At 37.6% G+C, this 13,096-nt stretch carries 9 protein-coding genes; 7 read left to right on the forward strand and 2 right to left on the reverse strand.

What is annotated here, in order from left to right:
* The first annotated feature begins 3 nt into the window (after positions 1-3).
* The 7 genes from Q2U82_RS13880 to Q2U82_RS13910 all read left to right on the forward strand — a co-directional run bounded on the left by Q2U82_RS13880 (position 4) and on the right by Q2U82_RS13910 (position 11,362).
* Positions 4-588, forward strand: a complete 585-nt coding sequence (locus Q2U82_RS13880) for an ACP phosphodiesterase (RefSeq protein WP_410005449.1) — start codon at positions 4-6, stop codon at positions 586-588.
* Positions 585-2,300 carry a gamma-glutamyltransferase gene (gene ggt / locus Q2U82_RS13885; RefSeq protein ID WP_410005450.1) on the forward strand — a complete coding sequence of 572 codons (1,716 nt, stop codon included), beginning with the start codon at positions 585-587 and terminating at the stop codon, positions 2,298-2,300. The genes Q2U82_RS13880 and ggt overlap by 4 nt, the downstream gene beginning before the upstream one ends.
* Before the next feature lie 285 nt (positions 2,301-2,585).
* Positions 2,586-3,599, forward strand: a complete 1,014-nt coding sequence (locus Q2U82_RS13890) for a hypothetical protein (RefSeq protein WP_410005451.1) — start codon at positions 2,586-2,588, stop codon at positions 3,597-3,599.
* Between the two features lie 91 nt (positions 3,600-3,690).
* Positions 3,691-6,522, forward strand: coding sequence for an excinuclease ABC subunit UvrA (gene uvrA, locus Q2U82_RS13895; protein ID WP_410005452.1), 2,832 nt, complete (start codon positions 3,691-3,693; stop codon positions 6,520-6,522).
* 80 nt (positions 6,523-6,602) lie between these two features.
* Positions 6,603-7,292 (forward strand): TIGR00730 family Rossman fold protein, encoded by a 690-nt coding sequence (locus Q2U82_RS13900; RefSeq protein ID WP_410005453.1) that lies wholly within the window; start codon positions 6,603-6,605, stop codon positions 7,290-7,292.
* A gap of 15 nt (positions 7,293-7,307) precedes the next feature.
* Complete coding sequence (locus Q2U82_RS13905; protein ID WP_410005454.1) at positions 7,308-8,552, forward strand: T9SS type A sorting domain-containing protein; 1,245 nt, start codon at positions 7,308-7,310, stop codon at positions 8,550-8,552.
* A 50-nt stretch (positions 8,553-8,602) separates the two neighbouring features.
* Complete coding sequence (locus Q2U82_RS13910; RefSeq protein ID WP_410005455.1) at positions 8,603-11,362, forward strand: metalloprotease; 2,760 nt, start codon at positions 8,603-8,605, stop codon at positions 11,360-11,362.
* A gap of 18 nt (positions 11,363-11,380) precedes the next feature.
* Here Q2U82_RS13910 and Q2U82_RS13915 read toward each other — a convergent pair whose 3' ends face one another.
* Positions 11,381-12,403 carry a threonine aldolase family protein gene (locus Q2U82_RS13915; protein WP_410005456.1) on the reverse strand — a complete coding sequence of 341 codons (1,023 nt, stop codon included), beginning with the start codon at positions 12,401-12,403 and terminating at the stop codon, positions 11,381-11,383.
* A gap of 3 nt (positions 12,404-12,406) precedes the next feature.
* Positions 12,407-13,036: a hypothetical protein gene (locus tag Q2U82_RS13920; RefSeq protein ID WP_410005457.1), complete on the reverse strand. Its 630-nt coding sequence runs from the start codon at positions 13,034-13,036 to the stop codon at positions 12,407-12,409.
* Positions 13,037-13,096: the final 60 nt, after the last annotated feature.

Genomic DNA, 13,096 nt, shown 5'->3' on the forward strand with positions numbered 1-13,096 from the left:
TGAATGAATTTTTTAGCCCACATCTATCTTTCCGGCAACGAAGAAGGCGTTATCATCGGCAACTTTATTGCTGACGGAATTAAAGGAAAAAAGTACTTAAAGTATCCGCCACAAATTGCAAAGGGAATTTTATTGCACCGTGGCATTGACAGTTTTACGGACGCCCACCCCACCGTTCACCAAAGTACGGCACGCCTTCACAAAAATTACAGTCATTACAGTGGCGTGATTGTGGATATACTATACGATCACTTTTTGGCGAAAAACTGGAGCAACTATTCAGACCAACCTTTGGACGAATATGTACAGGATTTTTATGGATTACTTCGGAAAAATTTCACCATACTTCCCGCGAGAATCCAAAAAATGATGCCTTATATGATTGCTGATAATTGGCTGCTAAGCTACGCCACTGTTGAAGGAATCAGCAAAATTTTGGCGCAGATGAACGTGCGTACCAAAGGGGTTTCAAAAATGAATTTGGCGGTTGCGGAACTCGAAGAATATTACGATGAATTTGAAGCTGAATTCACTTCCTTTTTTGATGAATTAATTGCCTTTTCCAACCAAAAACTAAACGAACTATGAGATTATCATCACTCGTCCTGATTACATTTTTGCTATTCGCCTGCAAAGAAAAACCCAATGCACAACCCATAGTTGAAAAACCAAAAGTAGAAACAAAACAAGCAGTAATTGCAGACAGCGCAATGGTAGTTTCAGCACGCGCCGAAGCTTCCAAAATTGGAACGGAAATTCTAAAAATGGGCGGCAATGCTTTTGATGCTATGATTGCAACAAATATGGCTTTAGCCTTAACTTATCCCAACGCCGGTAACTTAGCAGGCGGAGGATTTTTGGTTTACAGAACCCAATATGGCGAAATTGGCACTTTGGACTATCGCGAAAAAGCGCCAATGGCCGCCACAAAAAACATGTATCTCGATAAGGATGGAAATGTTATTCCGAACAAAAGTTCCATCGGCGCAATGTCAGTAGGTGTTCCCGGAACGGTCGCCGGAATGTTTGCAGCCCACGAAAAATTTGGAACTTTGCCAATGGAAGTCATATTGAAACCTGTAATTGAACTTGCCAAAAAAGGATATATAATCACAGAGAAAGAAGCTGAAGCTTTGGTAATTTACAAACCTTATTTTGAAGAAGTAAATGGCGAAGCTACTCTTTATTCCGAAGGTTTAAAAACTGGTGATACACTGAAAAATAATGCTTTGGCAAGTACTTTGGAACGAATTTCCAAAAACGGCCGAGCCGAATTTTACGGGGGCGAAACTGGCCAAAAAATTATTTCATTTTTAAAAGAAAAAGGTGGAATTATCACTTTGGAAGATTTGGAAGCTTACGAAGCCCAATGGCGCGAGCCGATTGTTTTTCAATATAAAGATTTAAAAGTAATTTCCATGGCGCCACCTTCCAGCGGCGGTATCTGCTTGGCACAGATTTTAAAAATGGTGGAGCCTTTTCCTCTTTCCGAATACGGCCATAATTCAGAAAAATACATTCAAGTTTTAGCAGAAGCCGAACGTCGCGCGTATGCAGACAGAAGTTATTATTTGGGCGACCCCGATTTTGTGAATATTCCTACAGATTCCTTGCTTTCCAAAACCTATCTTTCCCAAAGAATGGAAAGTTTTTCTTTTGAAGCGGCAACGACTTCCTCTGAAATTAAGCCGGGTGTAATTATGGGATATGAAAGTCCTGAAACTACTCACTTTTCAATCGTTGATTCCTTTGGAAATGCGGTTTCAGTTACCACAACGCTCAACTCAACATTTGGCTCGCTATTGTATGTAAATGAACTCGGTTTCTTTTTAAATAACGAAATGGACGATTTTAGCGCAAAGCCAGGCGAGCCCAATGTTTATGGTTTGGTTGGCGGACAGGCAAATGCCATTGCGCCCCAAAAAAGAATGCTCAGCTCGATGACGCCCACCATTGTTGAAAAAGACGGAAAACTTTGGATGGTTGTTGGAACTCCCGGCGGCGCAACCATTATCACTTCCGTAGCACAAACCATTTTGAATGTTTACGAATTTAATATGGATATGCAAGAGGCCGTAGATGCACCGCGTTTTCATCATCAATGGTTACCCGATGCAATTCGTTATGAATTTGATCGCTTCCCCAATGAATTAATTGAAAGTCTAAAAAAGAAGGGTTATCCTGAAAACAAAGAAACCGACCCAATTATAGGCAAAGTGGATGCTATTTTAAAGCTGCCAAATGGAAAACTTGAAGGTGGTGCCGATATTCGAGGCGATGATACCGCAGTCGGATATTAATTAAAGACTTTTATGTACGCTTAATCGAAATGTTCTGCATTATGTCGAAAGGTATATACTTCGGAAATAAAAAAGGTTAGATTTGAGGGAATTAACCACGGATTTTAGAAAATTTAGATTGAGACCTTTTGAAAGAACTATTCATTTCTTCTCTTTGTAGAAAAATATATAAACTCTTCTTTATCTCTTCTTGCAGAAATTAATTATTCCTTTTTTCTGTAATGAAACTCTTGTTTCAAAAATCCACGTTTATTGCCTTTTTGCCGGTTTGGCATTGTTTAGCCTATGAGAAATAAATCTTTGTTCAAGGATTTTTATTCCATTATTACTTTTGTGATAAGTGGAGCAATCTGTGCAGGGCTTATTTTTTTACTCTATAACAAACACCTAAACACGCTGGGATTTGAAGAAAATTTAAAGAAATTAACTTCAATTTATATTGGTATAAGTGGTTTTTTATCTGCGATTTTAATGGTGTTTTTGGCTACTTCTGCAATGAACCAAAAAACTTACAAAGCCAAAATAATACACAAAATAAGCAAAACAACCCAAAAAATGCACAATTTCCGAACAATCGCGGAAATCTTGTTCAAATCAGAAATTTGGCTTCCGGGACTAAAGGATTATATGGAAAAAGATTTCGCAAACCTTAGCTATTTTGATGTAAAAGAATTTTACAAAGGTAAGTCCAAACTGGCCATTGAATTTCTACAGGAAACACATCACTTTGGTGAAACCGAAAATCTATATATGGAATTGAAGTCGCTATTAATGATAGATCCAAAGGAAAAACAAATTCCAGAAACTATAAATTATCCAATTTTTTATAAGAACGATATTATAGAAAAATGGGTTGAACACAAAAGCGGCTCAGGCTTATGGTATGTCTTTGGTTATAAATTTGGAAATTACAAAGAATCATTAAATTTTGAAGCGGTCTTTGAACGGCACAGAGAAAAAATATTAACGCTTGCCAACACAATAGATAATGATATATTTGAAAAATCATCGTTCAATGATGTTTTTTTCTCAAAGCTTTGGGAGCATCTCACGAAAGATGTAATCCCAAAACTCTCCCAATTCCAAAGCCACATAGATAGAAAAACACCCCGATTGATTTATTATTTGTACATCGTTTTTTTGTTACTAATGGTGTTTGGCGTATTGGTTCCAATTACTTATTTGATGCTGAACTTTTCAGTTCTAGCTGTTATTGTAAGCTATTCCATCGTAGTTAGCACTATTTTTTATGTTGCTATAACATTTCACATTTTTCTTTCTAAAGAAGTAAACCGTTAAAATATTAAAGGCCAATTTTTCATCAAAAATTAACACCAACGGGATGCCTTTCATTCTTTATTTTCCGTTCTATTGAGTACCTTTGCAAGCTATGTCAAAAAATGAGGATTATATAGAAGTTTTGGGTGCGCGCGTCCACAACTTAAAGAACATTGACGTTCGTATTCCACGAGAAAAATTAGTAGTAATAACAGGGCTTTCGGGCAGTGGGAAATCCTCTTTGGCGTTTGACACTATTTACGCCGAAGGACAACGCCGTTATATTGAAACTTTTTCGGCCTATGCGCGTCAATTTCTTGGCAGTTTAGAGCGTCCCGATGTCGATAAAATTGAAGGGCTTTCCCCAGTAATCGCTATAGAACAAAAAACTACCAGTAAAAGTCCGCGTTCCACCGTTGGCACCATTACCGAAATTTACGATTTTTTACGCCTTTTCTTCGCCAGAGCAAGTGATGCATACAGCTATAACACTGGCGAAAAGATGGTAAGTTACAGCGATGAACAAATTAAACAGCTTATTCTCGAAGATTTCGCTGATAAAAAGGTTAGCATTCTTGCTCCAATAATCCGTTCCAGAAAAGGACATTACCGCGAGCTTTTCGAGCAGATTGCCAAACAAGGCTTTTTGAAAGTACGTGTGGATGGCGAAGTGCGCGATATTGTGAAAGGAATGAAAGTGGACCGCTACAAGACCCACGATATTGAAATAGTAATTGATAGACTGAAAGTTTCCACAGAAAGCGATAACAACAAACGCCTCTCCGAAACCATAAATACCGCAATGTACCACGGTGATGATGTTTTAATGGTTTTAGATAACGATACTGACGAGGCTCGCTATTTCAGCCGTTCGTTGATGTGTCCCTCTTCGGGAATTTCATATCCAAACCCAGAACCGAATAATTTTTCCTTCAACTCTCCAAAAGGAATGTGCCCAAATTGTAAAGGGCTTGGAAAACTTTATGAAGTAAACTTAAATAAGCTTGTCCCAAACCCCAAACTTTCTATTAAACAAGGAGCTTTGGCGCCACACGGACCACAAAAAAGCAGTTGGGTTTTTAAACAGTTGGAATTGATTGCAGAACGTTTCAATTTTAAATTGAGCGATTCCTTTGAAAGCATTCCGAAGGAAGCAAAAGACGTTATCTTTTTCGGGGGAAATGAAAAATTTGATATTGAATCAAAAAGTTTGGGCATCACCCGAAGCTATAAAATAGATTTTGAGGGCGTTGCCACCTTTATTCAAAACACTTTTGATGCCAACGAATCTACTTCCCTAAAACGCTGGGCAAAGGAATATATGGATAAAATTCCATGCCCGGAGTGCAACGGTACAAGGCTTCGGAAAGAATCGCTTTATTTTAAGGTAAACGAAAAAAACATTGCCGAACTAGCCCATATGGACGTTGTGGAATTGGCAGAATGGTTTAAAAATCTTGAAAAAAACCTCTCTGAAACCCAACTGAAAATTGCTTCGGAAATTATTAAGGAAGTACGCTCGCGACTTCAGTTTTTGGTGGATGTTGGATTAACTTATTTGGCTTTGGACCGCAGTTCCAAATCACTTTCGGGCGGCGAGGCACAGCGAATTCGTTTGGCTACGCAGATTGGCTCGCAATTGGTTGGAGTGCTTTATATTTTAGATGAACCCAGTATTGGCCTGCATCAACGTGACAATGAACGGTTGATTTATTCCTTGAAACAATTAAGAGAAATAGGCAATTCGGTAATTGTTGTTGAACACGACAAAGATATGATTGAAAGTGCCGATTATGTGATTGACATTGGGCCCGCGGCGGGAAGACATGGTGGGGAAATTGTTTCGGAAGGCACTCCCAAAGAAATCAAAAAACACGATACCCTTACCGCAGATTACTTAAATGGAAATAAAGAAATTGAAATTCCGAAGAAACGCAGAAAAGGAAACGGCAAAACATTAACCTTAAAAGGTGCTTCGGGAAACAATTTGAAAAACATTTCAGTTGATTTTCCCTTGGGAAAAATGATAGGTGTTACAGGCGTTTCGGGCAGCGGAAAAAGTACGCTCATCAACGAGACCCTTTACCCTATTTTAAATGCACATTTTTTTAACGGTGTAAAAAAACCGATGCCGTATAAAAAGATTGAAGGTCTTGAAAACATTGACAAAGTAATAGATATCAACCAATCGCCAATCGGGAGAACACCGCGAAGTAACCCAGCAACTTATACAGGCGTTTTTTCAGAAATACGGAACCTTTTTGCCAAAACTCCTGAAGCAATGATTCGTGGCTACAAACCGGGGCGCTTCAGCTTCAACGTTGCTGGCGGACGCTGCGAAACCTGCAAAGGTGCAGGTTTAAGAGTGATTGAAATGAATTTCCTTCCCGACGTTTATGTGGAATGCGAAACTTGCCAAGGCAAGCGCTTCAACCGTGAAACTTTGGAGATTCGTTACAAAGGAAAATCAATTTTTGATGCTTTGGATATGACCATTAACGAAGCTGCTAGCTTTTTTGAAAACATTCCAAAAATATATCGAAAAATTAAAACCATAAAAGACGTGGGCTTGGGCTACATAACGTTAGGGCAACAATCCACAACGCTTTCAGGTGGCGAGGCACAGCGCATTAAACTGGCAACAGAACTCTCCAAGCGGGATACAGGAAATACTTTTTATATTCTTGATGAACCCACAACAGGGCTTCATTTTGAGGACATTCGTGTTTTGATGGTTGTATTGAACAAATTGGTGGAAAAAGGAAACACCGTACTGATTATTGAGCACAATCTAGACGTTATTAAAACCGTTGATTATATAATAGATATTGGCCCTGAGGGGGGAAAACAAGGTGGGAAAATTATGGCGTTGGGCACCCCCGAAGAAATTGTTAATGACAAAAAAAGCTATACTGCCCAATTCCTTAAAAAAGAATTACATTAGAGGTTAGTTGCTGTGTTGGATGAAATAAAAATTATAAAGAAAACTGACAACAGAGAACTGTCAAAAGAGAACTGAATACTATGAGAGACGAACAAATACCAAAAAACTGGAATCAAGTAAAAACAAATGACTCTTGGGCCATTTTTAAGATAATGGGAGAGTTTGTAGGTGGTTATGAAAAAATGAGCCGTATTGGCCCTTGCGTTTCCATTTTTGGGTCTGCCCGAACAAAACCAGATCATAAATATTATAAATTGGCAGAAAGCATCGCCAAAAAAATCACTGAAAACGGTTACGGCGTCATTACAGGAGGTGGCCCTGGCATTATGGAAGCTGGAAACAAAGGCGCTCATCTAGCTGGTGGAACTTCCGTGGGCTTGAATATTACACTTCCTTTTGAACAACATGACAATCCATATATAGACAGCGATAAAAGCATCGATTTTGATTATTTCTTTGTTCGAAAAGTAATGTTCGTAAAATACTCCCAAGGTTTTGTGGTAATGCCAGGTGGTTTTGGTACACTTGATGAGCTGTTCGAAGCTTTGACGTTGATCCAAACCCATAAAATTGATAAATTTCCACTGATTCTTGTTGGAAGCGAATTTTGGGGAGGACTTTTTGAATGGATAAAAACGACACTTTTGGAAGCTAACAATAATGTGAATGCAGAAGATTTGGATTTGGTTCACCTAGTTGATACAGAAGATCAAGTACTCCAAATATTAAATGATTTTTACAACGAATATAATCTAAGCCCAAACTTTTAATTTTAAAATATTCGAATGTTTAAAAAGAAGCTAACATTGGTTTTTATAATTGTTTCCCTATCAATTAATGCTCAGGAAACCATAAAAACCATGGTTTACAACCTGCTTGAGTTTCCATCTGCATTTCCGTCCAACCGCGCAGAAATTCTAAGAGACATTATTGACGAATACGAACCGGATATTTTTATGGTTTGTGAATTGGAAAGCGAAACTGGAGCAAATCTTATCTTGAATACTTCATTGAATGACGAAGGAAACAACTATATAATGGCTCCTTTTGAACCTAGCCAATCTGGAGACCCCGACCATCAACAGTTGGTTTTTTACAGAAAAGGAATGTTCACTTTGGAAGCTTCCGAAGTTTTACCTACTCCCGTTCGCGATATTAACCACTATACCTTAAAGCTTAGCACTGCCGATCAACAGACCGATCCAGTGCTTTTTGAAGTTTTCGTAACACACTTAAAATCCAGTACAGGCACAGCAAACAAACAATTGCGATTGGAGATGGTGCAACAGTTTACCAATAGATTGGAAACCTTGGATCCAAATTCCTTTGTTCTCTTCGCAGGAGATTTCAACCTTTACACTGCAACCGAACCAGCCTACATGGAGCTTTTGGACCCAACAAATGCAATCGTGATGGTTGATCCAATTGACCGTCCCGGCTCTTGGAACAACAATATTAATTTTCAGGACATTCATTCGCAGAGCACGCGAATTAGTTCAGGTCCTTTTGGCGCTGGTGCTGGCGGTGGTTTGGATGACCGGTTTGATTTTATATCTATTTCTGAGAACATGCAAAACGACCCAAAATTGAAATACATTCCAGATAGCTACAAATCTTTTGGAAACAACGGTAATTGCTATGATAACAGTATAAATAGCCCTGACTGCTTCGGGGATTTCAGCCAAACATTGCGTGAGAATCTATATAATATGAGCGACCATCTTCCTATTGTGATGAATCTTGAAACAAACAAACAAATTGTTTTAAGCAATGTTGACTTTTCAATGGTATCACCGATTGAACTTGAAAACACCTTGGTTACCGAAAAATTAAATATTCGCTTAAATTCAAATCTTTCGGAAAAATTTTCGTTTGAAGTTTATAATGTTCTCGGCCAAAAACTTTTGAAATACACTTCAGAAAATTCAGAATTTGTTTCAATAGACGTAAGCCAGCTCAACAACGGGGTTTACTACCTGAAAACAAACCTTCCAGCCTCACAGACTTTTAAATTCCTCAAAACTTTTTGATAATCAGAAGCATTTTATATAGTATCTTTTTTTGTTTGACGTTTCAAGCTGTGGCGCAGCAAACCCTGAACATTGACGCCACGCTGAATCCTTCACAGAAAACGCTTGCCATTAAACAGCAAATTACCTATAAAAACACTTCCGAAGATACTTTAAAGGAAATCTATCTATTCGATTGGGCAAACAGTTTTTCGTCCAAAACCACACCATTGGGAAAGCGTTTTGCCGAAAATTATGAAAGCGCATTTCATTTTGAAAAAAACGAAGATCGCGGAAGAACAACTATTGAAAAAATTTATAACAACTCCACTACCCCACTGCAATGGCAACGTGGCGATGCGGCCGATATTCTACGAATTATTCCTGAAATTCCAATAAAGCCCGGAGATAGCTATATTTTCAATTTAGAATATACTGTAAAAGTTCCGGATGACCGATATACGCGTTATGGTGTGAACAAACTTAATGACTACAAATTGCGCTATTGGTATATTGCACCAGCCTTTTACGATGGCCAATGGCAAGTTTTCAGTAATAAAAACACGGATGATTTATTTTTGGCTCCTACGGACTTTAACATTTCACTCCATCTGCCAAAAAATTATACCATTACTTCAGATTTTGATGTACTTTCTGAAAGCGTTTCAGAAAATATGACAACCACAGAGTTATCAGGAAAAAATCGTTCCAATGCGGTTTTATATCTTGAAAAAAATCCAAACTTTGAAACAATTGAAACCGATAAGTTAACAATAGTTACAAATCTTCAGAACAGAAGGGTAAATCCGCCTGTGCAAGCTTTAATGATAGATCGGGTTGTTCGGTTTTTAAATGAAAAACTTGGGCCATATCCTTTTAACAAAATGGTTATCAGTGAAACTGACTATAAAACCAATCCTGTTTATGGACTTAATCAGTTACCCAATTTTATCAGCCCATTTCCAGATGGTTTTGAGTATGATATGGAGCAACTAAAAACCATAACCCGACATTATATTGACAATACCCTAATACTTAATTCCCGTGATGATTATTGGTTACAGGATGCCTTTCAGATTTATTTGATGATGGAATATGTTGATACCTATTATCCAAAAATGAAGATGATTGGTAATTTGAGCAACTGGATTGTAATCCGTTGGGCACATTTGGCAGATCTTGAATTCAATGATCAATATCCAATGCTTTATATGAATATGGCGCGAAGCAATATTCATCAATCGTTGACAACGCCAAAGGATTCCTTGCTGAAATTTAATATGAATATTGCCACAGGATATTATGGGGCTAGTGGTTTAAAATATTTGGATGATTATTTGGGTGATGCTGTTTTGAATAAAAGCATAAAAGACTTCTATTCCGAAAATAGGCTGAAACCAATTAAATCATCAGATTTTGAAGCATTTTTATCTGAACAGACAGACCTTCCTGTTAATTGGTTTTTTGAAGATTTTGCAGATACCCGTAAAACGATTGATTTCAAAATTAAAAAAGTTGAAAATAAAGGAGATTCTTTAAAGGTTTTCATCAAGAACAACAGAAAAACAAAGCTTCCCGTTTCATTGTATGGGCTCAATAAAGACGAAATTGTTTTTAAAACCTGGACAAAACCCATTGATAGTATTTCTTCAATTACCATCCCTTCAAGAGACATTAAGAAGTTAGTGCTTAATTATGAAGGGGAAATTCCAGAATACAATCGCAGAAATAACTATAAGTCCCTAAATGGTTTGTTTAATAAACCAATACAGTTCCGTCTTTTCCAAGATGTGGAAGACCCAAGTTATACGCAGTTTTTCTTTATGCCAATTTTCGAATATAACTTGTATGATGGCGTTTCGGCTGGACTACGGCTATACAACAAAACTGTGCTTCCTAAGGCTGTTCACTATAGTTTGGAGCCACAGTTCGGGTTTCGTTCCAAAACACTTGTGGGAAGAGCATCCGTGAGCTATACCCAAATCATGAATGAGGGTAATCTGTATGCTATGCGCTATGGTTTTTCAGGAAATTATTATTCCTATGACCGTGGACTTTTCTATAAAAAATTTACTCCATACATCACTTTTGCTTTCCGGAATCCTGATTTGCGGGACAATGAAAAACAATTCATAAATCTTCGGAGTGTGAACGTTTACCGCGATGATGATCCGAACAATACAGATCAGGAGCCAAACTACAGCGTTTTTAACCTTCAATATGTATATTCCAACCCCAACTTGATCAATTATTTTAGAAGTGTGGTTGATTATGAAATTTCATCAAAGTTCAGTAAGATTTCCGTTAATCTTGAGTACCGAAAACTCTTTTTGAGCAATAGACAATTGAACTTGCGCTTTTTTGCAGGAGCATTTCTTTTCAACGATACGCGTGAAAATGAGGATTTCTTTAGTTTCGCGCTGGATCGTCCAAATGATTACCTTTTTGATTATAATTATTATGGACGTAGTGAAGACTCTGGACTCTTTAGCCAACAGTTAATTATTGCCGAAGGAGGATTTAAATCTCAGTTAGAACCAGCCTTTGCAAACAGTTGGATAACGACCGTAAACGCAAGCACCAACATTTGGAAATGGATCTACGCTTATGGCGACGTAGGGCTCGTTCACAATAAAGCTCGTGGCACAAATACTGTTTTTGACAGTGGAATACGTCTTAGTTTGGTGGCTGATTATTTTGAGCTTTATTTCCCAGTATATTCCAGTTTGGGCTTTGAACCAAGTTTGCCACATTACGATGAGAAAGTTCGATTTATTGTAACCATAAGCCCAAAAACTTTATTAGGGCTATTTACTAGAAGATGGTATTAATCTTCTCCTAATTTCTAACTATTTGTAGTTATTAAGTGTTTTCAAAAACTTCTCGTGCATTGCATCAGTATAGTCTAAATGGGTCACAATGCGAAGTTTTCCCTGCCCCATTCCACTAATTTTTATGTTTTTCTGAAGCAAATCGTTCATGAATTTTTCTTCAGAAACAGTTTCAGTGAGATAGAATATTACAATATTCGTTTCGGTTGGCTCCACTTTTTTTATGTAAGGTTGCTTTAAAAGCATTTCTGAAATTTCCAAAGCTTTTTTATGGTCTTCTTCCAAACGCTCAAGATGATTATCCAAAGCATAAATGCCTGCGGCAGCCATAAAACCTATTTGACGCATTCCACCACCTAGCACTTTTCTGACCCGCATGGCTTTTTTCATTATTTCTTTTTTGCCAATTAGAACACTTCCCATTGGTGTGCCCATACCTTTGCTAAGACAAACAGAAATTGTATCGAAAATCTTTCCATAATCTTTAGGGTTTTGCTTTTGAGCAACCAAAGCATTCCAAATTCGAGCTCCATCCAAATGAAAGCCCAAGCCGTGTTTATCACATACTTTACGGATTTTTTCAATTTCAGAAAAATCATAACAAGCGCCGCCACCTTTATTTGTTGTGTTTTCCAAACAAACCAAACTTGTTAGCGGACTGTGGTAAAAATCGGGGGGATTTATGTTCTCCTCCACTTGCGCGGCAGTAATCATCCCGCGGTTGCCGTCAAGCAATTTACAGGAAACCCCGCTATTGAAAGAAACTCCACCTCCTTCATAATTGTAAACATGCGCCCATTTATCGGCAATCAACTGTTCTCCTGGCTGGGTGTGCATTTTTATGGCGGCTTGGTTGGCCATACTTCCTGTTGGAAAAAAAAGTGCTGCATCCATCCCGAACATCTCTGCCAGTCTTTGTTCCAGTTTGTTGGCTGTAGGGTCTTCTTTATAAACATCATCACCCACTTCAGCATTGATGATGGCTTGCATCATTCCCTGCGTGGGGCGGGTTACGGTATCGCTTCTTAAATCTATAATCATAGTTTAATTTTCTCTGAAAAATTTTCCGTTTTCTTCAAAATGCTTTATCATTTCTGAAATATCTTCATCTAACTTAATCAACAACAAAGACTTATTGTGGTCTGCATTTATATTTTTGTATTTGGAATTGTTTGTCAAATCAAATTCCTTAAAGCTTTTTTCAAAAGCATTACCCTCAAAAATAAATTTATACTCTTTGTGGCAGGACTGTACAGACATATTATCAAAGGCATTGTTGTCTATCTTTTCAGCTTCAAATGGCTTAACAACTTCTTTTTTTAAGTCTTGCTTTTCCTTAAGTGCTTTTTTAATGTTTTTACTCATACCAATAGGGATAGGTATAAAGCTTCCACAATTATCAAATTTTTGAAACTTCAGTTTGTCTTCATCTTCCTTCCAAAAAACATAGATTGCATAATAAGTTGATTTCGAGGCGCAATGCTTTCCGTCAGGCATTACGAACATTTGGATATTTCCATCACAATAATCCTTTCTTAAAAAATATTCTGGATTTTCCTGCATTTCAAGCTCAGCCATTTTTTGCGCTACAAGTGCATCAACAAAGGCTTCATCGTTTTGTGCGAAACAAATACACGTTATTAATAATGCAAAAAAGGGTAGGATTTTTTTCATAAAAGAGGATTCTTAAAGAGATTTACTATTTCAGAAATACATATTTCTAAGAAATTATAA

This window comes from Aequorivita nionensis (assembly GCF_046352995.1).
GTDB classification, from domain to species: Bacteria; Bacteroidota; Bacteroidia; order Flavobacteriales; family Flavobacteriaceae; genus Aequorivita; species Aequorivita nionensis.

What these genes read in the sequence shown, in the direction of transcription:
- ggt (WP_410005450.1), top strand. Translation starts at nt 585, where the DNA reads ATGAGATTATCATCACTCGTCCTGATTACATTTTTGCTATTCGCCTGC.
- Q2U82_RS13880 (WP_410005449.1), top strand. Translation starts at nt 4, where the DNA reads ATGAATTTTTTAGCCCACATCTATCTTTCCGGCAACGAAGAAGGCGTT.
- Q2U82_RS13915 (WP_410005456.1), bottom strand. Translation starts at nt 12,403, where the DNA reads ATGATTATAGATTTAAGAAGCGATACCGTAACCCGCCCCACGCAGGGA.
- Q2U82_RS13890 (WP_410005451.1), top strand. Translation starts at nt 2,586, where the DNA reads ATGAGAAATAAATCTTTGTTCAAGGATTTTTATTCCATTATTACTTTT.
- uvrA (WP_410005452.1), top strand. Translation starts at nt 3,691, where the DNA reads ATGTCAAAAAATGAGGATTATATAGAAGTTTTGGGTGCGCGCGTCCAC.
- Q2U82_RS13900 (WP_410005453.1), top strand. Translation starts at nt 6,603, where the DNA reads ATGAGAGACGAACAAATACCAAAAAACTGGAATCAAGTAAAAACAAAT.
- Q2U82_RS13905 (WP_410005454.1), top strand. Translation starts at nt 7,308, where the DNA reads ATGTTTAAAAAGAAGCTAACATTGGTTTTTATAATTGTTTCCCTATCA.
- Q2U82_RS13920 (WP_410005457.1), bottom strand. Translation starts at nt 13,036, where the DNA reads ATGAAAAAAATCCTACCCTTTTTTGCATTATTAATAACGTGTATTTGT.